This is a genomic window from Spirosoma arboris, assembly GCF_009754945.1.
In the GTDB taxonomy this organism is placed as follows: Bacteria; Bacteroidota; Bacteroidia; order Cytophagales; family Spirosomataceae; genus Spirosoma; species Spirosoma arboris.
On sequence record NZ_WPIN01000026.1, the window covers coordinates 18184 to 43432 of the forward strand.

The following is a 25249-nucleotide window of genomic DNA, read 5'->3' on the forward strand; positions in this document are numbered from 1 at the left end:
TTGCCCTAGTCACGCCAACCGTCGGGTTTATACGGTGTTTTGGTATCGCTGGGCACACAGATGGCCGTTGGGGGACGTGGAGGAGCGTTAAACAACTGGAGGACTGGCGCTCCCGGAAGGGAAGGCTCGGGTTGTGGCTGGCGCAGATTCAGGGCATAAAATAACTCGGCACCGGGTATGCTGGAATATCCTCCTGTATTGCCTAATGATAGGCCAAAAGCATCTTTACGGTCGAGCCAATAGCGCTTGGTAGCGACGGCTGAGACCGAAAAATAACCCACTACTGCTTCGTGATTGTTAGCCAGGTTATGAACATTCCCAGCCAGAGCCGACGGGGGTGTATCAGCCAGGCTGCCGGTATTCTGAGTCTGTTGCTGAAACAATTTAAAGTACCGGTAGGCATCGGGCGTTAGTGAGCTTTGTCGAATTTCAACCAAGCCAGGATTGTGGTCATAAAAAGGGATCTGCGCTACTTTTTTGTTAATTAGTAAACCGCCATTCGTATACTGATCATCAAAAAGGTTGAGGTCGTGACTATAAATAATCTCCCAGCACTGGGTTCGGCAACTATAATCATACGTATAGCCAGGTACCGGGTTCCTTTTGGAAGGAACAGGCGGTGCTAATTCGTAGTAACAGTCTTCCAGCAGTTGAGTATTCCCCGATATATAAACATAGAAATAATTGGGGGGATCAGGAGTAAAGTATAATACGGCCGTAATATCTCCATAGATCGCATATACCCCCTGATAGCAGGAGCGGCACCACTCCTGCTTTTCCCAGAGCTTCCAGTCCCAGCGGTAATAATTGCGTATTTGGTCAGGATCTCTGAAATCAACGAAAAAGTCGTGCCCCGCCGTAAAAGACGCATTCAAGGGTGGAAAAATACTTTTCGAATTAAACTGAGCAGCAACCTTGTCAATGGCTGGTACAGTCTGAATTACCTGCTGATTAGACGCATACTGTGTGCCATCACTGAGCGTAAACCGGAGTTGATACGCATGACCAATCTGCCCTTTAAAATCGCTGGGCAGTTGATAGCTTCCATCAATGGTTTCATGGCAAGGCACAATCTGCGATGAGTCAATTATTACTTCTACGATGGCTTTGGTAATGGGCCGGGTGCCAAAACGACCGGTTAGGGGATCTGATTTGGAGCGGTTGAGTCGGATAATTTGTTCTTCAGCCAGGTTTGTAATTGTCCCATCCACCACAATAATATCCACCGTACCGCGCAGGATAAGATCCTCGGGATCAACGCAGGAAACCAGCGTGCCAACCAGTAAGAACCAGCCCAGCAACAAAGGAAACAGGCGGAATGATGGGAAACGGATAGTCATAACAACGTTTGCATTACGTTCATTTAGTTAGGCCAGCCTTCTGGCGTATAAGGCGTTCGCTGATCGAGCGGAGCACAGATTGCTGTTGGCGGCCGAAGGGTCCCATCAAGGAATATCCGAATCTCATTCGGAGGCCCAGGCTCCTGAATGGGCTGGCGACCATTCAGGGCAAAAAACAACACTTCGCCTTCCACACCCGAATAACCTGCCGGATCTTTACCAAATGGGTAGCCCTCAGTGTCTTTTCGATCAATGTAGAGGGGTTTTCTGGAAACAGCTGATGCCGTAAAATAACCAACTACTTTTTCCTGCGCATTCGCTACATTATGGACATTGCCAATCAAAGCCGTTGGTGGCGTATCGGCTAAGCCGCCGGTATTTTGGGTCTGGTCCTGGAATAGCTTAAAATAGCGATAAGCATCCTTCGTGAGTGATAGTTGACGAATGTCTACTAAACAGGGACTGTGCTGATAAAACGGAATCTCGGCTACTTTAAGACCCGTTATCGGACCACCATTGGTATACTGATCGTCGAAAACTGTGATGGTATAATTATGCAGGATTTCCCAGCACTGCGTTCGGCAGGCATAATCAAATTTAAAATCAGCATCAGGAACACCAATTCTTGGGGCGGGATAAAAGCAGTCTTCAAAAGATTCAGTACCTGATTTATAAAATCCACCCGGCGGGAATACCTCAATTGGATTGAAAACAGAGTAAAAGCCTTTCACACACGTTCGACACCACTTTTGGGGCTCGTATAACGTCCAGTCCCACCGGTAATAGTTATGCTGTTCGGCAGGATCGCTAAACTCAATAAAAACATCATGGCCAGCCCGGAAGAAGCCGCCTAAGGGGGGCAATAGGCTTTGGAGATTAAACCGGGCAGATGCTTTATCAATGGGCGGTACGGCCTGAATCACCTGTTGGGTCGATATATAACGCGTGCCGTCGCTGAGCGTAAACCGGAGTTGATACGCATGGCCAATCTGGCCTTTAAAATCGCTGGGTAGCTGGTAGCTGCCATCGACAGTCTCATGACAAGAAATAGCTTCGGCGGAATCAATCACCACCACGACAGTTGCTTTTGTAATGGGTAACGTACCAAAACGGCCCGTCAGCCGGTCAGCTCGCGAGCGGTTAAGCCGAATAATCTGAGGCTCAGCCAGGTTGGTAATCGTGCCATCCACGACAATAATATCTATTGTGCCGTGCAGGATAAGATCCTCTGGATCAACGCAGGCCAGCGGCACTATAGCCAGCAGAAGCCAGCTTAGCACCACAAAAAACTGTCGGAACAATGAAACGGTATGAGTCATAACGCGTGTTTTTAGTGTATCTCAATCCTGCCAGCCAATCGGCTTAACCGGAGTTTGACTTTCGTTTGATTCACACACCGCCGTGTAAGGCTTGGTATGTGCTGAATAATCATTAATTGAAACGTTGGGCGAAAAAAATGAAGGCTCAGGATTGGGCTGTCGGAGATTCAGTGCATAAAATAATTCAGCGCCGGGTAAGCCTGAAGAGCCTTTAGGATCAGTGGCGCCTAACGGTAGACCCGTAGCGTCTTTTCGATTTAGCCAGTAGCGTATCGTGGTTACAGCCGAAGCCGTGAAATACCCTACAACCCCACTTCCTTTACCCGCTGTGATCTGGACATTACCCGCCAAAGTCGTTGGGGGTAAATCAGCCACTCCACCGGATTTCTGTGTCTGCTCGGCAAGTTGATTAAAGTATCGATAAGCTGCCGGGTTAAGCGCAGCCTGGCGGATTTCGACTAAACAAGGGGCATGCTGATAATAGGGTATCTGAGCAACCTTCTGCCCAGTCAATAAGGCTCCATTCGTATAAGTATCAGCAAAGACATTTAGATTATTGCTAACGAAAATATCCCAACACTGCGTTCGACATTGATAATCGTACACAAAATACTTGTCCAGGCCTGGAGTGCCGGGGGGAGGATAAAAGCAGTTTTCAAATAAGGAGTCACCAGCTTCAAAATAGCGAAGACCGTTGGCCGTATATTTTGTCAGAACATTATGTACCGAATAGATTCCCATTGAACAAGAGCGACACCACTCTTGGCGTTCCCATAATTTCCAGTCCCACCGGTAATAATTCTGTTGATTGGCAGGGTCCTGGGTGTCTAAATAAAAGTCATGGGCCGCTCTAAAATTACCATCTAACGCTTCTCTGGTTGAAAGACTTGTCGGATTAAACCGAGCATATACCCTGCTTATTGGCGGAGCAGCCAACATGGTTTGTGGAGTAGATTGGTAGCTTGTCCCATCCGTAAGCACGAAGCGTAACTGGTACGCATGACCAATCTGCCCTTTAAAATCAGAAGGTAATTGATAGCTACCATCCTCAGTCTCATGACAGGCAATTACAACCGTCGAATCCATCACGACTTCCACCGTTGCTTTAGTAATAGGCATGGTACCAAAGCGCCCAGTAAGAGGATCGGCTTTTGATCGATTGAGTTTAATAAGTTGCGGCTCAGCCAGATTGGTAATCGTACCATCAACCACGAGAATATCATTGGTACCACTCTGCACAATATCTTCGGGATCAACGCACGCCAGTGGGAACAGAACCAAGAGGGTCCAGCCCAGCAGAGGAAACAGACGAAACGATGAAAAGAAGGCACACATAAGCAAGCTATTTTGAGTGATTAATCCCGCCAACCTTCCGGTTTATAAGGCGTTCGACTGTCGCTGAATACACAGATGGCCGTTGGTGGACGAGATGGACCGCCATAAATAAGTACATACGGTGGCGGAAAAGTCGGTTCGGGATTAGGCTCGCGAAGATTAAGTGCATAGTATAGTTCTGCTCCAGGTAAGCCTGACGGACCTGCTGGATCGGTGGCCCCGAACGGTAGACCCGTCGCGTCTTTGCGATCTAACCAATAACGTAATGTCGATACAGCCGATGCGGTAAAATAGCCAGCGACAGATTCGGTCGTTAACCCAATTCGCTTTACGTTTCCAGCCAGAGCAGTCGGTGGCGAGTCAGTCAGGCCACCCGTCTTCTCGGTTTGATCCTGAAACAGCTTAAAATAGCGATAGGCGTCGATTGTCAAGGAAGTCTGGCGTAGTTCGACCAGGCAAGGTTCATGGGTATAGTAGGGAATCTGGGCTACTTTACGAGACTGGATTAATCCGCCATTGCTGTATTGATCGTCGAAGACATTTATTTCATAGTTATGTAGAATCTCCCAACACTGGGTTCGACAGGCATAATCATACACGTAGAGAGGCTTAGTAACAACTACCGGTTGGCCAAATTCATAGGCTAGCATTGGCACTGGCACAAAACAATCCTCATACAGGGAATCACCCGAGACGTAGTACTGACCGTACGGACCATGTGTATATACATGAGGGAGTATGTTATTGACTGCGTAGGCCCCCTGATGGCAGCTTCGGCACCAGTCCTGCTTCTCATACAAATTCCAACCCCAGCGGTAGTAGTTATGCTGGTCAGCCGGGTCCTGGAAGTCGATAGCTAAGTCATGACCCGCTCGATAATAGCCACCCAAGGCCGTGGCCTGAGAAAGACTATTGAGATTGAACTTAGAGCTCACTTGGTTGATGGAGGGAGCAGCTTGCATAATCTGTTGAGAGGACACATAGCGAGAGCCATCCGAAAGAATAAAGCGCAACTGGTACGCATGACCAATCTGGCCTTTGAAATCGGATGGTAATTGGTAAGATCCATCTATAGTCTCATGGCAGGGGATAATCTGGGATGAATCAACGATAACCTCAACAGTTGCTTTGGTAATAGGGATCGTACCAAAGCGACCCGTGAGCCGGTCGGCCTGCGAGCGATTGAGCTGGATGATCTGGGCTTCGGCTAAGTTGGTAATCGTGCCATCCACGACAATAATATCTACCGTGCCCTGTAGGAGAATGTCCTCTGGATCAACGCACGCCAGTGGCCCTGTAGCCAGCAGGAGCCAACCCAGCAACACAAAAAACAGACGTAGTTGTGAAACGATGTGAATCATAACGAGCGTGTTTACATTTGCTCAATCTTGCCAGCCCGTCGGCTTGACTGGCGTTCGACTCTCACTGGAAACACACACGGCCAATGGCGGACGATAACGAGCAGGCTGGACGCCATATTCCAGAACAGGATCTCTTCCATTGAGCGCCTGAAATAAACCGGGAGCAAAGCCAGTCGCATCGCTCCGGGTTAACCAGTACCGAACCGCAGAAACACCCGATGCACTGAAGTAGCCAACCACGGGCTCATTCTTCTTTGCCAGGTTATAGATATTACCTACCAACAGGGCGGGTTGCGCCCCAGCCACACCGCCCGTCTTTTGGGTTTGATCGTTTAACCGTTTGAAATATGTATAAGCCTGTTTCGTCAATGAAGTCTGGCGAATCTCGACCAGGCAGTGTTCTTTCGAATACAAGGGTACTTGAGCCACGCGCAAGGCTTTCACCATATTCCCATTGCTGTACTGATCGTCGAATAGGGTGAGGTCATTGTCATAAAGAATCTCCCAGCACTGAGTTCGGCAATTGTAATCAAAGTGAGGGTAGGTAAACCGATCCTTAACGCAATCGTCAATTAGTTTCCCCTGCTCATCAGCGATCTGATAGATATCCCCTTTACAGCTTCGGCACCACTCCTGATGCTCCCAATCTTTCCAGTCCCACCGATAATAATTGATTTGGTCAGGAGGGTCAGTGAAGTCAATATAAAAATCATGGGCAGCCGTATACACACCATTTAACCGTTGGGTCGAACTGAGGCTGGTCGCGTTAAACTGGGCACGAACCTGCGTAATTGGGGCAACGGGTTGCAGAATCTCAGTCGTTGATTCATACTGTGTATCATCGCTTAAGGTGAACCGGAGTTGATAGGCATGACCAACCTGCCCTTTAAAATCGCTGGGTAATTGATAAGTGCCGTCCACGGTTTCCGGGCATGAAATAATGGCAGAAGAGTCAACCACCACCTCTACAGTTGCTTTAGTAATGGGTACAGAACCCGATCGTCCTGTAAGTCGATCAGCCTGAGAGCGACTGAGTCGAATAACTTGCTGTTCAGCCACATCCGTAATGGTGCCGTCTACAATGATCACATTGAGCGAACTGTTTATGGTTGATTCGGCGGGATCAACACAGGCAACCAATATGGATAGCAGTAGCCAGCCAGCCAACCAGAAAACCAGACGAAGTGGTGAAACGAAGACATTCATAACGAGGGCGTTTTGTTCACTTAATCCCGCCAGCCTTCGGGTCTATTTGGCGTTCGACTGTCGCTTGGTACACATAAAGCGGTGGGTGGACGTAGGCCCCCGCCTAAAATGGTGAAGTTCAAATAGGATTCAACTGTTGGCAATGCCCGGTGGAAGGCAAAAAATAATTGCTGATCACCAGGTACAGGTAACGTCACTTTTAGTCCGGGATGATAATACACGCCCCCATAAGCGATACCCGTAGCGTCTTTTTTATCCAGCCAATAACGGACCGACGAAATAGCACCTGCGGTAAAATAGCCGACTATCTTTTCTTGCGGGTTGGCCGTGTTGTGAACATTTCCCGATAAGGCTGCCGGAAGGCCATCAGCCAGACCACCTGTGTTCTGGGTCTGCTCTTGTAATAAACTAAAATAGTGGTACGCATCCGCCGTCAGGCTGCTTTGCCGAACCTCGACCAGAGCGGGATTCTCCGTGTAATATGGTATTTGTCCTACGTTACGACTCGTAATTGCCCCTCCATTGCTGTACGTATCCGAAAATACACTAATTGTCGTGCTAGGAATAATGTCCCAGCATTGCGTTCGGCAAACGTAGGAATTGATCAAAAAAATAGGGAGCGGAGTGTAGTTGCCGCCAAAAAGAGCTGGGGATGGGGCATCAAAGCAATTCTCTGCAAGCTCGGGCTGAGTTTGATAAATAAGGATATTGGGATAACTGCTAACCAGCCTGAGTTGATTGGTCATGTAATATCCCTGGTTACAACTCTGACACCAGTCCTGCTTTTCGTAGAGGCTCCAGTCCCAACGGTAATAATTGCGTTGATTGGCGGGGTCCTGAACGTCCAGGAGCACATCGTACCCAGACCGAAACTCTTCGAGCACGCCAGTATTAGCCGGTAAACTGGTAAGGCTGAATAGAAGGGTAACTTTGTCAATCGGCGGCACGGGTTGCATAAGTTGCTGAGTAGACAGATATTGAGTTCCGTCACTGAGCGTAAAATGGAGTTGATACGTATGCCCCACTTGTCCCCGAAAGTCAGAGGGCAGTTGATACCTCCCATCAGTCGTCTCATGACAGGCAATAACCTGTGTCGAATCAACAATAACCTCCACGGCTGCTTTCGTAATCGCCTTGAATCCAGACCGCCCCGTTACTGAATCAGTTTGGGAACGATTAAGCTGGATAATTTGGGGTTCGGGTAAATTACTGATCATGCCATCCACAACAATGATGTTTGTGTGTTGAGGAAGATTTATATCAAGGCGATCAACACAAGTAATTAAAAGTAGGCTACTCAGAAAAATAAACACCCGAATGATAAGTGGACGCATACCATTGAGCAATTACTTGAACTCAAAGTTGTAGGTCAAACTTGGTATGGGTGCGCCAAAAATGCTGAGTCGGTAGGGGTTAGTAGCTTGTCCTTCTGTCCGGTAAAAAATCGAGTACACATTCTTGCGACCGTAAATGTTGTACACCGTAAAGGTCCAGTGTCCCTGCCAACGCCGATTCTTCATACTCGGACTGTAGATGTTCCAGGCAAAATCCAGTCGGTGATAATCGGGTAGACGGTACTGATTCCGCTCATCGTAATAAGGATACGTCCGACCCTGGTAGCGAATGAATCCCTCGGGCGCGGTATAAGGACGACCCGAGCTATACGCGAAGTTAAACGAAAAGCTATGGTGACGACCCTGGTTGATCGTCAGGCTCATGTTCAAACTGTGTGGCCGATCATAGTTGGCTCGGTACCAGTCTCCACCATTAATCTGTTGCTGAAAATCAACGCCCTGATTAACCTGATTCAGTGTTCGGGCAAAGGTGTAATTGACCCAGCCCGTTAGCTCTCCTTTTTTCTTAGATACCATCACTTCCAGGCCATAGGCTTTGCTTCGACCCGGTAGCAATTGGGTTTCTGGATACGGTTGGAGCAGGAAATCGGCCCCCGGTTTATAGTCCAGAATATGCTGCGTACTTCGCCAGTAAGCCTCCGCCGATAACTCAAAAATGTTATTCTTCGAGTTCTGAAAATACCCCACCGAAAACAACTGGCTCACCTGCGGCTGAATATGCGCATCAGACGTTTTCCAGCGCGATGTAGGCAAAGGCGTAGTTGTATTGGTGATCACCTGTAAATATTGCCGCATCAGGTTGTAGCCAATCTTGATGGAGGAATTGGGCGTCAGAGCATACCGCAAACCTAATCGAGGTTCAAAACCGCCATACTGTTTGGTCACCTGTCCGGCCCCATACACCGTGGAATCCACGACAGTGGTGGCATCGGCTACTTCGCCGTTCGCATATCGGCGCACGACAGATGGCCCCAGATTCAGGAAGTGCGAATAACGCAAACCCGCCGATACCGCCAGTTTTTCCGACAAACTGATCTCATCCTCAGCATGAATTCCTAGTTCCAGCGCATTTTCAATCGGGGTTTTCTGGTAGTTCACCGCCAGACTGTTGCCAGGAATCAGCTCGCCGGGGTTAAGCCGATAATGGGTACCGCTGATGCCGACTTCAATCTTCTGGTTTTCTAGCTGGTAGTTTAGGTTTGACTTGATCTGTCGTTGCAGCAGCGACTGTTTCAGTACTACTTTGTTGTTCGTACTGTCTTCGGTCGACAGAATTCGGGGAATGTACTGAGCTACCAGAGCTGTCGTTTGCAGGTTTGTCCGGTCATTGAACGCATGAAACCAGCGCACCATGCCGTTGGCCGTTTGTTGGGCGTATTGGGTATTCACCGCGTTGACGTTGGCCAGACTTCCTAATAAATTCGTCTGAAACAGATCCTGGCTATAATAGCCCATCGCCGTCACGGTATTCTTGTCGTTTACCCGCCAGAACATCTTGGCGGTTCCATCACCGAACTTAGCCCGAATATTATCAAATCGGGGCGAGACGGCTCGTAGCAAGAAGTCATTAAATGCACCCCGTCCTGATACGAGCAGCGCCAGTTTCCCCTTAATGATCGGCGTTTCGACCGTTAGCCGATTGGCCACCAAACTCACTCCACCTGTCATCTGAAACTTATTGAGATCAGGATTACGCAGGCTGATGTCCAGAACCGATGCCGCTCGTCCGCCATAGCGAGCCGGTACGTTCCCTTTATATAAATCCAGCCCACTCACCGCATCGGGCGGAAAGACTGAAAAGAGGCCGAACATGTGAGTCGGATTAAAAATAGGTGTATCGTCGAGCAAGATCAGGTTTTGATCCGTAGTCCCCCCCCGAATGTTGACCCCATTGGCGGCTTCGCCCACGCTGGTTACACCGGGAAGCATTTGCAGGCTCCGCAGAATATCGACTTCGCCCAGGGCAGCCGGCATCTTTTTAAGGGTAGCGATATTAATCTGACTAACGCCCAACAGCGGCTGGCGAACGTTTCGGTCATAGCCTTTGCTGGTAACGACAACCTCTTCTAACTGGCTGGATACAGAGGGCAGTCGAACGTTGAAGACGGTGTTCTCATGCAGGCTAATGGTGGTGCGATAGGGCACAAATCCAAGGCTTCGTACCACCAGAACGTGCTGTCCTATACGGGCTTTGATGGAGAAGTGGCCCTGTGCATCGGTATAAGTACCTGTAGCTGCTTTTTCATAATCAAGCACCACAGCCGCCCGTACAATGGGTTGTTGACTGGCCGAGTCACGAACGGTGCCGGAAAGCGTATATAAAATTTGAGCATGGATGGCAGGCACTACCAAAGCCAACAATAAAACCGTCAGTAGTAATCGATTCATGAAAAGAAAGGTAAAGGTGTTGGATTGTTTCCTTTAGCATAGCGACTAATATGTCCGTTTTCATCCTAGACGCACTAAAGGCAGGAAACGCTGTTAATCAGCTGATTTTGTTTTAAGGTTCGTTCTTCACGTATCGCCTTTTTACAAACAATGAATTAGCTAACCAACAGGTATTAATTATAAAGGTTATCGGAACTTTTATATACTTATGGTAACGTACAACGGGTTTATTCATCGCTCAACTTTTTTAGACGAATCCTCCCCTATAATCGACTAAAGGAGCGCTGGTAACGACCAAACTGACCACTTTTTACAGTAAGCTATTGGCATGAGGAGTTGGTATAATCATCGGGAAGTTACCGGCATTCGTTCGTTACGAGCGCTGCGTCTTCGTCGTTCCATGTATCCCTTTCGTCGCTTCCAGAAACGGCCTTATCTACTTTAGTTGATGCTTCAGAGAATCAAAGTTTATTTATAGGCGTATTGTTTCATCCCTGCTGCTGGTTACTTGTTTCCGACATTCATTCTATAGATCAGCCATTAAACTATCTTTGCCTATTTAACGGCTGAATTCCAACCAACTAGCGGTATAGGGGGTCATCAGACGGAATACTAGTTTACTGATATGAAAAAGTTACTTCTACTTCTTCTGACAACCCTAACGATCAACCTTTCTTTTGGGCAGAAGACAGAATCAATCCTTGCCTTAAACTCCGGTTTGTTCTCTTTTCAGGGTTATTCGGCAGAGAAAACCTCTCAAATAAATCTAGCCTCTAATGGCACCACAGGTTATACAAACAATCCTTTTGGGGCAAAAAATGGCCTTTCGTACGGTGTATCCTACCAGATTCAACGCATCTCCAGAGGCAATTTCATCGTCGGTATTGGTGTAGGCTATGAAAACCTAAGAAGTAAGACCACCATTACAGGTGTTAATGGGTATGATAAGACGGGTACTTTTCAGGATGCAGCTTCCGGGCAAACCTATCTGTCAAACAACCAACTCAATGCGTTTCCTTATGTAGGGTACCGGGTGGGAATTCGTCAGGTTTCAGTAGATCTGACCGGTGGCCTTGATGTCGGCTATCTGTTAAGTTCAAAAGAAAGTGGCAAGGCAACCGGGATTAACGGTACTACGTATACGACATCACTAGACAGAACAGGCATAAAAACGGACATTAGACCCAGGGGCCAAATCTCTGTATTTTACAGACGAGTAGGCGCTTATACGTCCTATTCGTACGGATTAAGCAACTACAAAAGTGGCTGGGTCGGCGGACGCAATGAATGCAATTCTTCGGTAATTCGCTTTGGAGTGCTCTACAAAATCAAAGGGAAGTAACTGTCCACAATCATGTATCGAAACCTCTATCTACTTCTTCCAGTAAGCTTATTGGCTCTATTCAGTTGTAATTCCCAACCTGACCAGATAACCATCACGCCCTTTCCTTCGACAAAGAACACCGGAAAGTCGAGTCGATCTATGCCCGATTCGATTGCCAGCTACCAACCTGTATTTGGGGCGGCCGGTACGGCCCGTCAATTTCCGTTTGGTCAATTGAATCAGACGAACACAACGCTTCGCTTAAAGAAGGTGACTCTCAACGGTAAATTATGGATTACTTACCAGTATGATGACCAAAACCGTCTCATTGAACGCACCAATTACTACACAGATGGTCAACACATTTACGTTCAGCTCTCCTATAGTTATACGAGCAATGGATTAGTACAGGTCGCTTCTAAACTGAATAAAGAAGCCCCATTTACAGAAGGCTCTCCTAAAAATAATGACCTACTCCCTAGCCGAACAATTGCCTACAGTCCCATTGACAAAGGGATAGCTGGACTGACAAAAACGACAAATACAGTATTTATAGATTGGTACCAAAAAGCTGGAGTCGCCCAATCTCATTTGGGATTTAGTCCAACGGGGGCTTATATCTGGTCTGGGACCATTGACGACCAGGGAAAACGAACAGACGGCATCACGTACCGTCGAAACGAAGTCGGAAATATCCTCTGGGCTCGTTCTGTAGCGCCACTCGATTATTGGGCAGTTGATTACTTCGCTTACGATATGAAACCGAATCCTTTCCGAACAACGGGCGACTCTGAAATGGTCGATATGAGCGATTTGTTATCCTTCAACACGACAAACCCAAATAATGTAGTCACTCGGCAAACGATCAATCAACCGGGTGCTGTCGATTCATGGCGCTACGAATACACATATCGACCCGACGGGTACCCTTCTCAAATGAAGTCGTATCGGGGTGGAGACTTTATCAATACAGTTGAGTACACGTATAATCAGTAATTGAAATGCGTCTTCAACTGTGTTTTATACGCCATATCTGGGAGATATGGCGTATAAAACACAGTTGAAGACGCATTTTTATCTATTCTGCCAACGTTATTTCGACAGCCCCAAAATTCCCTTTATCACCATATTTTTTCACTGTCTCTTCTTGCGTTAATTTGACCAAATTGTATTTCTTGTCAGAAAGTTTTATTGTTTCATTTAATGTCACGGGGGTTCCATTAATAACCAGATAGCTGATTTTATTTAGGAATGAAAATGTACCACTTCCAGTAAATTTATTTGAGTTGAAGTTAATCTTTACATCTCTTCCCTTAAAGTATAGTTCATTAGTAGCCGCCGACCAAAATAACTCTGAGGCATAAAACGTACCAGACGTTCCAGGAGAATCTATTCCGGCATTTGATTTAATCAATTCTATAGGTCCCGTCGTTTCCGCTATATTTCTTTCGGTGATTTTCTGGTTTTTAAGCTGAGTTGGTAGTTGATAGTTGCTCAATAAGCTTGTCGTATCAAAAGCCAGAGTCGAGCTTGTCAGGAGCAATGCGCCCAAGGTGTTTATAGTTTTCATAGTTTCACTATTGTTAGTTCGTTCACTTGATATGATGCCAGTATTGGAAATGGTGGCAGTTATCGGATCAATAGTTGAAAACTTTTTATCAGTATTCTTTTCTGAATTTAACTCAACGAGCTTACCTGGTACTACAGTAGAGCGCACTACCTCCACAGGCGATTTAATTTCCTTATATGAATTAAAACGTAAGAATAGAACAGCGGCCACGTTCATAACAATTGCTACAGCAGCAATGTCAATTTTCAAATAGGCTTCAGAAAAAATGGCAGATGGTTTAGATTTTAGAGTCGAGATTTCACTAAAATCAATGGTATGAAAAGGGAATAATTTTTGAGGTTGTATTTCAAAATAATTTAGTTGACGGGCAAACAAATGGTCTATCTTATAAAGCTTATCCGGAAGTAAAAACAGTAAAAATAATCTAGTCCTTTTTTTGTTCTCGTTTACTTTTTCGTTAAGAATTTGTCGAATCTTCTTTCGCGCCCTTGCTAAATGTGACTTTGACGTTCCCTCACTAATACCCAATTCGGCACCGATTTGTGCATGCGTAAAGTTGTCAAATACATATAGATTAAATACAAGTTTATGGTGCTCGGGCAACCGCTCAATTGCTTCTAAAAGCTCAGCCTTTGAGAAGGTATTTTCTTCATTGACTTGATTTTCATCCTGGTAGTCAATTGAAGTTGTATCATAGGCAATCCTGTCTTCCTGGTGCTTTTGTTTTTTTTGCTCCCGGAGGTATTGCAAGGCTACATTTATGACAATACGCCTTAACCAAGCGTCAAAAGAGCCTTTGTTTTCAAAGCTTGACGATTTATCAATAGCTACCAGAAAAGCATCATGCGCTAAGTCTTCTGCAATCTGCCTATTATACGTGTATCGATAGCAAACGCCAATTAGTTTAGCTATGTTTTGCTTATACGTAGCTTCCCAAAAACTCTTCGTTACACCATTCATAGTAACTATGATGCTTTTTTCTCAAATGGTGGCAGTTATTGATCGATTATATTGTCGCATCCGGTGAAAAGAAGTCCCTTAAGGTAAGGATTAATCCATTTATCAGCATCGTTGCCGTCATCAAAATGCTGCTCAACTGCCGTCCAGATCTGGACAAGTTACCGTCCGTTTTCGGACGACAATAATCCAAAAGGAAGTGCGAAATGGGCATTTTTCGGCCCATAGAGCCTATTTTGGTTGTTGGCCTTTCATTTGCTATGCAAAGAGGAAAGATAGATTTTACTTTACGATGAAGTACTAGCAACTTATGAAAGGTACCCAATTAGGCGAGTTCGAAGAGATCGTTCTGCTGACAATCGCGCTACTCTACGATGATGCTTATGGTGTAGCTGTTGTGGAAGCACTAAGCGAGCGTTTGGAGCGACCAATGAGTTTAGGCGTTGTTCACCGAACCATGCAGCGGTTAGAGGAAAAAGGGTTAGTCCGTTCCCGTTTCAGCGAGCCAATCGCTGAACGGGGTGGGCGAAGCAAACGCTTGTTTACGATAACCCTCGCAGGTGAACAATCCTTACAGGAAGCACGACGCATCCGGAATGAGTTGTGGGAGGCAATTCCGAAAACCGCTTTTGATCACCTGACATGAATCGAAAAAATAAATCTTACCAAGATAGACAGTCGGAGCCGCCACGCTGGGCCGAGCGACTGCTGGCACGAATTACGGCTCCTCATATCCGGGAAGAGACATTGGGTGACCTGTATGAACTATTTCAGAAGAGAGCCCAGCGATACGGATATACCCAAGCCCGACTGTTGTATGTGCTGGAAATGCTGTTGCTGCTGCATCCCCGACTTTGGCGTAAACAAGATCAATCCATCCATTTATACCCTGAACCCACTAGTTATTTACAACCAAACCCAACGGCTATGCTCAGTAATTATGTTAAGATCGCTTTGAGAAAACTGAATCGGCACAAATCCTATACGCTGATCAATGTGGTGAGTCTGAGTCTGGGCATTGCCTGCGCCATTCTGATCTTTACATTAGTGAAATACCACTTGAGTTTTGATACGTTCCATGCGAATCAAGATCGAATCTATCGTATTTATACAGAGCTTCATACAGAAAAGGTGACCTATAGTACAGGCGTTCCCAATCCGATGGGGGAAGCCTTCAAGCGTGGATATAATGTCGCGGAAGAAGTCGGGCGAATCGGATTTTTGAAAGATCGCGTGGTGGCCGTGTCGCCGGAGAAAAAATTTAAGGAAGATGTTGCGTTTGCCGATCCGGATTTTCTACGTATTTTCAATTTCCCGCTCATAGAAGGTAGTTCGCAAACGGCCTTGCAGGATCGCAATACAGCCCTTATCACGGATCGAATCGCAAAAAAATATTTTGGCGATAAAGACCCCATCGGTCAGCTTTTGCATATCGATAATTCCTTGGTCGTAAAGATTACAGGTGTTCTTCAGAACTTACCGGCTACCACAGATTTTCGCACGGAAATCTATCTTCCTTTCAGCAATTTGCAGGATCACAGTCCCTGGATGGTCGAAAAAGATTGGTGGTTGGGTTTCAATAAAGAGATGCAATGTTTTATCCGGCTCAAACCGAATGTATCTGCGGCTGTTGTCGATTCCAGGATTCTCCCGGCGATTTCCGATAAATACTATGACAAAGAGAATGCGAAGCATTTTCGATTCAAATTACAGCCGCTCTCCGATGTTCATTTTAACCCTAGCCTGCGCGGATACACCGAGAAAAAAAATCTCTGGACGTTTGCTCTAATCGGCTTTTTCCTGATCGTTACGGCCTGCGTTAATTTTATTAATCTGGCGACGGCACAGGCACTTGGGCGCTCCCGGGAAATTGGCGTTCGGAAAGCATTGGGCAGCCAGCGGGGAGCGCTTTTCTGGCAGTTTATTACCGAAACAGCCCTTATTGCCGGAATAGCGCTGGTCATCGCCCTAGGGTTAGCCTATCTGGCTATACCGTTTGTCAATCGATGGTTTGACATAGAATTGATCCTCAATCCATTTACGGACACGTATTTACTAACCTTTTTACTCGGCCTGCTGCTGATTGTAATTTTCTGTTCAGGAGCTTATCCCGGTCTGATTCTGGCTCGTTTTCAGCCCGTGCTGGCGCTGAAAGGAAAACTCTCCCAACGGTCGATAGGCGGCTTTTCATTACGAAAGGGGTTGGTTGTTACGCAGTTTGCCATCTCACAATTGCTCATTATTGGTACGCTGATCATTACCAACCAGTTACGTTATTCGCAACTGGCCGACATGGGTTTTCGAAAAGACGCGATCGTCATTCTACCGATACCTGATAATCAAAAGTCAAAAATAAATACATTGGGAGCGCAGCTTTCGGAACTGGCTGGAGTCGAAAACGTGACATTTTTTGATAGTCCTCCTGCAACCGAATTCCTGGCAAGCACGGGCATTCGCTTTGACTCACGTCCGAAAAATGAAAGTTTCAACATTTCTTATAAAACCGGAGATTATCAGTTCGTCCCTACGTTCAAAATACCCATTCTGGCCGGTCGCAACCTAAATCCGTCAGATACGGTCCGGGAGTACTTACTCAACGAAACCGCCGTAAAATCTCTTGGCTTAGCTTCCCTACACGATGTGATTGGCAAACCGGCAACGATCAATGGGAAATTGGGAACCATCGTTGGTGTCATGAAGGACTTCCACTTTAAGTCGTTCCGTACTGCTATTGAGCCTCTCTGCCTCACGACCCGAAGTGAGATTTATAATAGTTGCGGGATAAAAGTAAATCCGGCTAATCTGGAGGTCACCTTGGCTGGTTTTGAAAAAGCATGGACTGCCATGTATCCGTCTTCCGTTTATACATATCGTTTTCTGGATGAAGAAATTGACCGGCTCTATAAGCTGGATAACATGCTTCTTCGTCTCATTCAGGCGTTTGCTGCAATTGCCATTTTTGTGAGTTGTCTGGGCCTGTACGGATTGGTATCGTTCATGGCGACTCAGAAAACGAAGGAAATCGGTGTACGCAAAGTATTGGGAGCGAGTACGTCCGGCATTCTTTGGCTGTTCGGCAAAGAATTCTCTCGCTTGCTGTTGGTTGCGTTTATGTTGGCAGCTCCGCTGGCCTGGTGGATTATGGACAGGTGGCTGACTAATTTTGTGTATCGAATTGAGCTCGGCGCCGGCATTTTTATCCTGGCGATTCTGATCACCTTTCTTGTTGCCTTATTGACTGTCGGTTTCCAAAGTATGAAAGCCGCCCTGATGAATCCGATAAAGACCTTACGAACAGAATAGCCAATACGTAGATTTGCTACTCAAAAGCGCCGTATCATACCAACGTTTTTGAGTAGCTTGTTTACGTTTCAGCAGCAACACCTTATTTATCAAAACTTTCTGGCTAAATTACCTTTTTTAGCTGGTATGCGTTTTCTTGTTTTTGCCTTAAGTGCCTTTCTTTCAGCGCTCTTGCTAACGGCCTGCGTAGACCCAATTGATCTGACGATTAACGGAACCGTAAATACCCTAGTTGTTGATGGTACAATTACGAACCTGCCTGAACCGCAAATCATTCGCCTGAATCGCTCAAAAGCCGACCCACTCACGGGCCGTTTTGGTAGCATCCCCATTACCAAAGCAACCGTTACCGTACTCGTTGATTCCACTCAACTAATTACCTGCCACGAAACCGAAGAGGGTAGTTATCAATTACCCAGTGATTTCAAAGGCCAAATCGGTCACAGCTACCAACTCCGTTTTACTCTCAGCGATGGAACGCACTACCAGTCGACTCCGCAAATTATGCCCGCTGTTCCTGCTATTGACCGGGTATCGTCTCAATATAACCCGGCAAGTTTGCCTGTTGAGCTACAACTAACGGGTGGCTATCGAGCCGGTCACGATGTATCTATTGACTGGCAAGACCCGGCCAGTGAGCACAATTATTATCGGTGGGAGTGGAAATTGTGGGAAAAGCAATCGTGGTGCCGAAGTTGCCAGCAAGGTGTTTACGCAGTCAATAGCATTCTCGACCATGTGTACAAAGACAAAACGTTTTACGTGTCGGGCAATGCACCGTATGAGAACTGTTTTGTACCAACCAATTATTTCGAGGCCGGGCAACCTCCCTTTACAACCGGATTATATGTTTATGATTACCCCTGTCGGACTGAATGCTGGGAGATTTTATACAGTTCTTCGCTCAATGTCTTCGATGATCAACTCAGCAATGGGGGGCTGATTGCCCGACGAAAAATTGCGGAGATTCCCTATTATGATAGTACCGCCTGCTTAGTGGAAATCCGGCAGTTATCCTTAACCAAAACGGCCTATTCGTATTTCAAACGCTTTCAGGACCAGACACAAAACACGAATGGACTAGTCGACCCGATTCCGTCTGCACCAGTGGGTAATATTCAGAATATGGGAAATAATCAGGATCATGTAGTAGGTTATTTTACGGCCTCTGCCGTGTCGGCTGTTCGGCACTGGATTGACCGGAAAGACGTGATCGGACTGCCATTTGGCCAAACCGATCCAGCCGGGGAATCTAAACTACCCGGTTCCGAACTATTTTATTCGCTCAATCTGCGGCAGCCCATTCCCGAGCCAATTTATCCCTATCCTAACATCCGGATTCTGGGCGGCCCTCCACGACCGGTAACCGCTATCTGCGTCCCCAGCAACAGTCGAACACCATTTAAGCCCGACGGCTGGCAGGAGTAGACACGAATTAAGCGTGATTCGTCAGGTGCTACAAAACTTCTGATGGTTAAACCGTTTCCATGGCGGGTTGTATTCGTTGGTCTGCTAGTATTACTTGTTTTGCCTTAAAGCATATGAATAATACCCGGCCTAGCAGCTCATGACCTATGGAATTCAGATGGCTTGGGTCATCGGTAAGATAAAACTCGCCTGTTGGCCGGATAAATAGATGAGTATCCAAAACGGTCATTCCGCATCGTTTACCCTCATTTATCACGATGGCACGCCCCTGTCTACGCAACCATTGGCTGATCGACTCACGGTGTGGTGTTGGTGTTAACAAAATAACCTTTTGGTTATGCATCTGCAATTGGTTCAGTAAAGCCGCCAACTCATGTTGTACATAAAGCAACTGCTTCACCAGACCAGCCTGGTTACCTAAACTCAGCAATAATCGTTTCAAAACGTTTTTTGTTTGCTTGACTAAACCAGCCGGTGTGCTGTCGAGCGGTAACGGTGACTGACTTCGTAATGCTTCCAGTTCCACGGTTTTTAATCCAGTTCCTGCATATTTCGGTACTTTCCGGGTTGGCATTTTAAACAGTTTCCAGAATGTGGGTGGATGCTGGAGATAGTAATGAGCGGGCTGAATGATTATTAAATCAAATTGAGATAGATCCAGATGCATTAGCGTCTCGCGAATATCAGCTAACGGGAGAAAAACGTAACTAGTTACCTGAGGATGAAGTCCAAGCTCTTCAAGTTGATAGACAAATTGATCAATAAAACTATTTTCCTTATTTGTAAGTCCGTAGCCATAGATCTGACAACCACCAATCACAAGAATATTCACTGCACTATGTATCTTAAGTATAAAAAATATCAACTTAAGTTTAAGACGGTTGCATCAGGCAGATGTTGCAAATAGTATATCAAAAAATCAATTAAAGACACATAAAAACAAATGAATGTGCTTTTTAAGTGTCTGAATCTATTATAAGGATTTGGTAGGCCAAAGGGGAGTTGTAATTTTGACCGGATTGCTATGGATCAATACAGAAAAACTCATGAAGCGGTAAACACCGAAGGTTTTTTGACATATTCCCGAAAATAATGTTCTTTTTTGCACATAAACAGAAGTCGATCACTTTATACTTAACAACAGTTTAGGACATAACAAGCATGACAACGGCCCTCGACTCCCCTACTCAGCAACGTGTTGATAAATGGCTTAGCGGCAATTACGATGCCGCCACGAAAGAATCGATCCAGCACCTGATTGATTCTGGTAATATTACCGAGCTGACTGACTCGTTCTATCGCGATCTTGAATTTGGTACAGGTGGCCTGCGCGGCATTCTGGGCGTGGGTTCCAACCGGATGAATCGATATACCGTTGGTGCAGCTACCCAAGGGCTTTCTAATTATATAAATGCAGCTTTCCCTGGCGAAGACATTAGTGTGGCCATTGCCCACGACAGTCGCCGGATGAGTCCTGAATTTGCCCGCTTAGTAGCTGATATTTTTTCGGCAAATGGCATTAAGGTGTATCTGTTCAGCAGCCTACGTCCTACACCAGAATTATCGTTTGCCATTCGGCAGTTGGGTTGCCAGAGCGGCATTGTTGTGACGGCCTCGCACAACCCTCCCGAATATAATGGCTACAAAGTGTACTGGAATGATGGTGGTCAGGTAGTAGCCCCCCATGACAAAGCCATTATTGAAGAGGTAAACAAGATTACGTCCGTAGATGACATTAAGTTTGAGGGAATTCCTGAACGAATCCATCTAATCGACGAAGAAATCGACGCGCCTTATGTGGAACGTGTCAAGTCGAATGCTGTGAACCCGGATGTGATTAAGCGCCAGGCCAATCTGAACATCGTTTACACACCTATTCACGGAACGGGCATCACGCTGGTACCACGTGTGTTGGATGCGTTAGGCTTCAACAATGTGCATATTGTTAAGGAGCAGGCTACACCCGACGGCAATTTCCCGACGGTGAAATCGCCGAATCCTGAAGAGCGGGCGGCCATGCAGTTGGCCCTCGATTTAGCTAATTCGCTGGATGCCGATCTTATTATGGCTACCGATCCCGATGCCGACCGAGTAGGAGCCGGTGCCCGCAACCATCATGGTGAATTCGAGTTGCTGAACGGCAACCAGATGGCTAGCCTGATCATTTACTACCTGCTGAATGCCTGGAAAGATGCAGGCAAACTGACCGGCAAAGAGTTCGTGGCCAAGACTATCGTGACCACCGATCTTATCGATCAGATGTGCAAAAATTATGGCGTAACCTGCCACAATACGCTTACGGGCTTCAAATACATTGCTGAAGTTATTCGTGAACTGGAAGGCAAAGAGAAATTTATTGGTGGTGGCGAAGAGAGTTACGGTTACCTCATCGGCGATTTTGTGCGCGATAAAGATGCCATTGCCTCCTGCGCCATTATTGCCGAACTGACCGCCTATGCTAAAGATCAGGGCAAGAGCCTCTTCGATATGCTCATGGCTATGTACCAGGAAAACGGTTTCTATTATGAATCGCTGGTATCATTAACGAAAAAGGGAAAATCAGGCGCCGAAGAAATTCAGCAGATGATGGCCGACTTCCGGGCCAATCCACCCAAGTCCATTGCTGGTTCGCCAGTAGTTCGGATTGACGATTACAAAGCGTTGACTCGACTGGATGCAAAGGCGGGCACAACTTCAGCAATTGAAGCGGGCAAAATGGGAATCGAAGCATCGAACGTACTCCAATTCTTCACAGAAGATGGCACTAAAGTTTCGGCACGGCCATCGGGTACAGAACCGAAGATCAAATTTTACGTCAGCGTTCGTGAGCCCCTGGAAAGCAAAGAAGCATTTGATGATACCTATGCTCAGCTAAAGGCAAAAGTGCAGCGGGTAATTGATGAATTGCAGTTGACCTAGCACAATTATATCCTTATTTCAATTACCAGGCCCGCTTGTGAAAACAAGCGGGCTTTTTTATGGCCATTATTTTATTGATAAGGTTAAAAAAAGATTAATTAGAAATCATGAGTAAATACCTTTAAGCATTAATACCTACGCATTACTATTACTTAATTCTAACAATTCTAATCAAACTGTATGATGATGAACGCTTTACAGCAAGCGTACCGCACAGTGCCGCTATTTCTATTTAGCTGGCTCCTGTGCGTGGGGGCATTTGCCCAGGATCGCAAAATTACTGGCCGTATTACCGACGGAAACGACAATAGTGGGCTGCCCGGTGCCAACGTTGTTGTGAAAGGCACGCAAACGGGTGTGGTTACGGATGCTAATGGCCAATTTTCACTAAATGTAGTCCAGGGCCGCGATGTGCTGACAATCTCAGCTATTGGCTATACTTCGCAGGACATTACCATTGGGAGCCGCACGGCAATCAACATCGCCTTAGCTCCCGACATTAAAACGCTGAGCGAAGTCGTTGTAACGGGTTATGGTGCTCAGGCTAAACGTGACATTACAGGAGCCGTAGCTACAGTCGATACAAAACAGCTGTTATCGGTGCCAGCTACGAACGTTGGACAGGCCCTACAAGGTCGTGTGGCAGGTGTGCAGGTCGGGAATGAGAATGCCCCAGGTGGTGGCGTGATGGTTCGTATTCGGGGTTTCGGCACCATCAATGACAACTCTCCTCTTTATGTCATTGATGGTGTACCAACGAAAGGCAATCTCAACACACTGAATCTCAATGACGTTGAGAGCATGCAAATCCTGAAAGATGCCTCAGCTGCGTCAATATATGGTTCACGTGCCGGCAATGGTGTGGTCATTATTACAACGAAAAAAGGGAAAGCAGGTAAGGCTAAATTCACCTACGACACCTACTACGGTTCGCAACGGCATGGTAAGTTGCTGGACATGCTCAATACGCAGGAATATGCACAGCTAACCTGGGAATCACGGATAAACTCTGGGGCAGTAGGTGCCAATGGTAATCCTGTTCATTCGCAGTTTGGGAACGGCCCAACACCGGTTATACCCGACTATATTCTGCCCAGTGGTGCATCGGCTAGTGACCCACGCGTGGCTCAAAATCCAGATGGCACGTATGTTAATTATAACAATGACATCAACTCGCCTAAGTTTTTGCTGATTACAAAAGCCAATAAAATAGGAACGAACTGGATGGAGGAGATTTTCAGGACTGCACCAATTCAAAATCACCAGTTAGGGGTATCGGGCGGTAACGAAAATGGTCGTTACGCCATGTCGCTGAACTATTTCAATCAGGACGGTATCATGCGTTATACCGGCTATAAACGCTACTCGTTGCGGGCAAACACAGAGTTCAATGTGACGAAACGAGTTCGTGTCGGCCAGAATTTTCAGGTAGCCTATGGCGAACGGATTGGTCAGCCAAGTGGCAATAACACAGAGAGTAACCCAATTTCTTTTGCTTATCGGATTCAGCCTATTATTCCGGTATATGACGTAGCAGGGAATTTTGCGGGTACCCGCGGGGGTGATCTCGACAACGCTTTCAATCCGATGGCCGATCTGGTCCGCAACAAGGACAACACCCAGAAAGAAATGCGGCTATTTGGCAATGCTTATGCTGAAGTCGACATCCTTCCCAACCTGACGGCCCGCACAAGCTTCGGTATTGACTATAACCTGTTCAACTACCGCAACTACTCCATTCGGAACATCGAAGCATCGGAAGCACGGGGTTCGAACAGCCTCCAGACAACTAATAACTATGAATGGACCTGGACTTGGTATAACACCCTGACATACAACATGAACCTGGGAGATCGACATCGCTTCAACGTAATTGTTGGTACAGAATCGATCAAAAACTATTTTGAGACATTCGATGCGAGTCGCACAAACTTTGCCGTAGATGATATCGAAAACCGGTACCTCAGCGCCGGTACGGGCGTTCAGACCAATAATGGCGGTGCGTCGAACTGGCGTTTGGCCTCGGAGTTCGCTAAACTCAACTATGTACTAGACGACAAATACCTGATTGACCTAACCGTTCGGCGTGACCGCTCGTCGCGTTTTGCTCCAGAGTTCCGCTCGGCGGTATTCCCGGCTGCCAGTGTGGGCTGGCGAGTTTCTAAAGAGAATTTCTTTAAGCCGCTCACGTTCGTTAATGATCTGAAATTCCGGGCAGGTCTAGGCCAGACCGGGAATCAGGAAATTGGTAACTACAACTCCTACACGCAGTTCAGCACAAACCCAGCTACGTCGTTCTACGATATTAATGGTACTCGTACATCGGCTGTGCCGGGTTACGAGTTAACCCAGTTTGGTAATGCGAAAGCGAAATGGGAAACCACAACCAGCCTCAACATTGGTTTTGACGCCCTCCTGCTCAAAAATAAACTGAGCATCGGATTCGACTGGTATACCCGTACCACTTCCGACATGCTCTTCCCGGTACAGGCACCGCTCACACAAGGAGTAGCAACGGTTCCTTTCCAAAACATTGGTTCAATGCGCAACCGAGGTGTTGACCTGATGATCAACTACGGCGATAAAATTGGCAATAGTGGCCTGAGCTACAACGTAGGCGCAAACTTTAGTACCTATCGGAACGTGGTTACCAAAACTAACGGCGATCCAAGCACACAGTACTTCGGCATCAACGACGAACGTATTCAGAACTTCGTTGTGACACAGCAGAATTACCCGCTTGCCTCCTTCTTTGGGTATACAATCGACGGAATTTTCCAGTCGAACGAAGAAGCCAAAGCCGCTCCGGTACAATTCGGGAGCGCTGCGACAGAGAACATAGCAGGTCGCTTTAAATTCCGTGATATAAACGGCGATGGAGTTATCAATACCAAAGATCTGAGTATCATTGGTAGTCCTCACCCAAAGTTTACCTATGGTTTAAACCTGAACCTGAACTACAAAAACTTTGGGTTGACGCTATTTGGGCAAGGTGTTGATGGCAATCAGATCTTCAACTACACAAAGTACTGGACCGATTTCCCAACCTTTGGTGGCAACCGGAGCACGCGTATGCTGTACCAGTCGTGGCGTCCCGGCAAAACCGATGCTATTCTACCTCAGCTTCGGTCGAGCGATCAGGTTAGTATCCAGCCATCAACCTATTACCTTGAAAGCGGATCGTACTTCCGGATGAAAAACATCCAGCTAACCTATCAACTGCCACAGGTGCTACTCTCAAAATTGAAGATGGGCGCAACGTCTGTTTACATACAGGGGCAGAACCTGTTTACGGTTACAAAGTATTCGGGTATGGACCCTGAAGTTAATCTACGCGCTTACTCCTCGGGTAACGACCGTCAGATTGGTGTTGATGGCGGCTCCTATCCAATAGCTAAAACGATCTTAGTAGGTTTAAATCTGAGCTTTTAATGTAAGCTATAT

Annotated in this window: 16 protein-coding genes; 7 read left to right on the forward strand and 9 right to left on the reverse strand. The window is 46.6% G+C overall.

Annotation, left to right across the window (positions count from 1 at the left end):
* Positions 1-5: 5 nt before the first annotated feature.
* The 7 genes from GO755_RS37240 to GO755_RS37270 are packed head-to-tail and all read right to left on the reverse strand — an operon-like array spanning position 6 to position 10304.
* Positions 6-1340 (reverse strand): DUF4249 domain-containing protein, encoded by a 1335-nt coding sequence (locus GO755_RS37240; protein WP_157590524.1) that lies wholly within the window; start codon positions 1338-1340, stop codon positions 6-8.
* A gap of 23 nt (positions 1341-1363) precedes the next feature.
* Positions 1364-2659, reverse strand: a complete 1296-nt coding sequence (locus tag GO755_RS37245; protein ID WP_157590525.1) for a DUF4249 domain-containing protein — start codon at positions 2657-2659, stop codon at positions 1364-1366.
* A 21-nt stretch (positions 2660-2680) separates the two neighbouring features.
* Positions 2681-3994: a DUF4249 domain-containing protein gene (locus GO755_RS37250; RefSeq protein WP_157590526.1), complete on the reverse strand. Its 1314-nt coding sequence runs from the start codon at positions 3992-3994 to the stop codon at positions 2681-2683.
* Between the two features lie 20 nt (positions 3995-4014).
* Positions 4015-5355 (reverse strand): DUF4249 domain-containing protein, encoded by a 1341-nt coding sequence (locus GO755_RS37255; protein WP_157590527.1) that lies wholly within the window; start codon positions 5353-5355, stop codon positions 4015-4017.
* 21 nt (positions 5356-5376) lie between these two features.
* On the reverse strand, positions 5377-6561 hold the full coding sequence (locus GO755_RS37260) for a DUF4249 domain-containing protein (protein WP_157590528.1): 1185 nt from the start codon (positions 6559-6561) through the stop codon (positions 5377-5379).
* Between the two features lie 20 nt (positions 6562-6581).
* Positions 6582-7895, reverse strand: coding sequence for a DUF4249 domain-containing protein (locus GO755_RS37265; protein ID WP_157590529.1), 1314 nt, complete (start codon positions 7893-7895; stop codon positions 6582-6584).
* Between the two features lie 12 nt (positions 7896-7907).
* Positions 7908-10304 carry a TonB-dependent receptor gene (locus tag GO755_RS37270; RefSeq protein ID WP_157590530.1) on the reverse strand — a complete coding sequence of 799 codons (2397 nt, stop codon included), beginning with the start codon at positions 10302-10304 and terminating at the stop codon, positions 7908-7910.
* Between the two features lie 625 nt (positions 10305-10929).
* Between GO755_RS37270 and GO755_RS37275 the strand changes: the two genes are divergently transcribed.
* Positions 10930-11646 carry an outer membrane beta-barrel protein gene (locus tag GO755_RS37275; protein ID WP_157590531.1) on the forward strand — a complete coding sequence of 239 codons (717 nt, stop codon included), beginning with the start codon at positions 10930-10932 and terminating at the stop codon, positions 11644-11646.
* 12 nt (positions 11647-11658) lie between these two features.
* Positions 11659-12624, forward strand: a complete 966-nt coding sequence (locus GO755_RS37280; protein WP_157590532.1) for a hypothetical protein — start codon at positions 11659-11661, stop codon at positions 12622-12624.
* An 82-nt stretch (positions 12625-12706) separates the two neighbouring features.
* Here the strand turns inward: GO755_RS37280 and GO755_RS37285 are convergent, their stop codons facing one another.
* Positions 12707-14158 carry an RNA polymerase sigma factor gene (locus GO755_RS37285; RefSeq protein ID WP_157590533.1) on the reverse strand — a complete coding sequence of 484 codons (1452 nt, stop codon included), beginning with the start codon at positions 14156-14158 and terminating at the stop codon, positions 12707-12709.
* Between the two features lie 307 nt (positions 14159-14465).
* On the opposite strand from GO755_RS37285, the gene GO755_RS37290 reads away from it, so the two are divergent.
* The 3 genes from GO755_RS37290 (at position 14466) to GO755_RS37300 (ending at position 18886) form a co-directional block, all read left to right on the forward strand.
* Positions 14466-14801 carry a PadR family transcriptional regulator gene (locus GO755_RS37290; RefSeq protein WP_157590534.1) on the forward strand — a complete coding sequence of 112 codons (336 nt, stop codon included), beginning with the start codon at positions 14466-14468 and terminating at the stop codon, positions 14799-14801.
* The gene (locus tag GO755_RS37295; RefSeq protein ID WP_227687253.1) at positions 14798-17458 is read left to right on the forward strand and encodes an ABC transporter permease; all 2661 of its coding nucleotides are present in this window, start codon (positions 14798-14800) and stop codon (positions 17456-17458) included. The genes GO755_RS37290 and GO755_RS37295 overlap by 4 nt, the downstream gene beginning before the upstream one ends.
* Positions 17459-17584: 126 nt before the next feature.
* The gene (locus tag GO755_RS37300; RefSeq protein ID WP_157590535.1) at positions 17585-18886 is read left to right on the forward strand and encodes a DUF4249 domain-containing protein; all 1302 of its coding nucleotides are present in this window, start codon (positions 17585-17587) and stop codon (positions 18884-18886) included.
* Between the two features lie 46 nt (positions 18887-18932).
* Here the strand turns inward: GO755_RS37300 and GO755_RS37305 are convergent, their stop codons facing one another.
* On the reverse strand, positions 18933-19718 hold the full coding sequence (locus GO755_RS37305) for an SGNH/GDSL hydrolase family protein (protein ID WP_157590536.1): 786 nt from the start codon (positions 19716-19718) through the stop codon (positions 18933-18935).
* Between the two features lie 329 nt (positions 19719-20047).
* Here GO755_RS37305 and GO755_RS37310 point away from each other — a divergent pair, with 329 nt between their 5' ends.
* Complete coding sequence (locus GO755_RS37310) at positions 20048-21805, forward strand: phospho-sugar mutase (protein ID WP_157590537.1); 1758 nt, start codon at positions 20048-20050, stop codon at positions 21803-21805.
* A gap of 183 nt (positions 21806-21988) precedes the next feature.
* On the forward strand, positions 21989-25237 hold the full coding sequence (locus GO755_RS37315) for a SusC/RagA family TonB-linked outer membrane protein (protein ID WP_157590592.1): 3249 nt from the start codon (positions 21989-21991) through the stop codon (positions 25235-25237).
* Positions 25238-25249 lie beyond the last annotated feature (12 nt).

What these genes read in the sequence shown, in the direction of transcription:
- GO755_RS37300 (WP_157590535.1), top strand. Translation starts at nt 17,585, where the DNA reads ATGCGTTTTCTTGTTTTTGCCTTAAGTGCCTTTCTTTCAGCGCTCTTG.
- GO755_RS37265 (WP_157590529.1), bottom strand. Translation starts at nt 7,895, where the DNA reads ATGCGTCCACTTATCATTCGGGTGTTTATTTTTCTGAGTAGCCTACTT.
- GO755_RS37310 (WP_157590537.1), top strand. Translation starts at nt 20,048, where the DNA reads ATGACAACGGCCCTCGACTCCCCTACTCAGCAACGTGTTGATAAATGG.
- GO755_RS37295 (WP_227687253.1), top strand. Translation starts at nt 14,798, where the DNA reads ATGAATCGAAAAAATAAATCTTACCAAGATAGACAGTCGGAGCCGCCA.
- GO755_RS37285 (WP_157590533.1), bottom strand. Translation starts at nt 14,158, where the DNA reads ATGAATGGTGTAACGAAGAGTTTTTGGGAAGCTACGTATAAGCAAAAC.
- GO755_RS37280 (WP_157590532.1), top strand. Translation starts at nt 11,659, where the DNA reads ATGTATCGAAACCTCTATCTACTTCTTCCAGTAAGCTTATTGGCTCTA.
- GO755_RS37240 (WP_157590524.1), bottom strand. Translation starts at nt 1,340, where the DNA reads ATGACTATCCGTTTCCCATCATTCCGCCTGTTTCCTTTGTTGCTGGGC.
- GO755_RS37290 (WP_157590534.1), top strand. Translation starts at nt 14,466, where the DNA reads ATGAAAGGTACCCAATTAGGCGAGTTCGAAGAGATCGTTCTGCTGACA.
- GO755_RS37270 (WP_157590530.1), bottom strand. Translation starts at nt 10,304, where the DNA reads ATGAATCGATTACTACTGACGGTTTTATTGTTGGCTTTGGTAGTGCCT.
- GO755_RS37255 (WP_157590527.1), bottom strand. Translation starts at nt 5,355, where the DNA reads ATGATTCACATCGTTTCACAACTACGTCTGTTTTTTGTGTTGCTGGGT.
- GO755_RS37260 (WP_157590528.1), bottom strand. Translation starts at nt 6,561, where the DNA reads ATGAATGTCTTCGTTTCACCACTTCGTCTGGTTTTCTGGTTGGCTGGC.
- GO755_RS37250 (WP_157590526.1), bottom strand. Translation starts at nt 3,994, where the DNA reads ATGTGTGCCTTCTTTTCATCGTTTCGTCTGTTTCCTCTGCTGGGCTGG.
- GO755_RS37315 (WP_157590592.1), top strand. Translation starts at nt 21,989, where the DNA reads ATGATGAACGCTTTACAGCAAGCGTACCGCACAGTGCCGCTATTTCTA.
- GO755_RS37275 (WP_157590531.1), top strand. Translation starts at nt 10,930, where the DNA reads ATGAAAAAGTTACTTCTACTTCTTCTGACAACCCTAACGATCAACCTT.
- GO755_RS37245 (WP_157590525.1), bottom strand. Translation starts at nt 2,659, where the DNA reads ATGACTCATACCGTTTCATTGTTCCGACAGTTTTTTGTGGTGCTAAGC.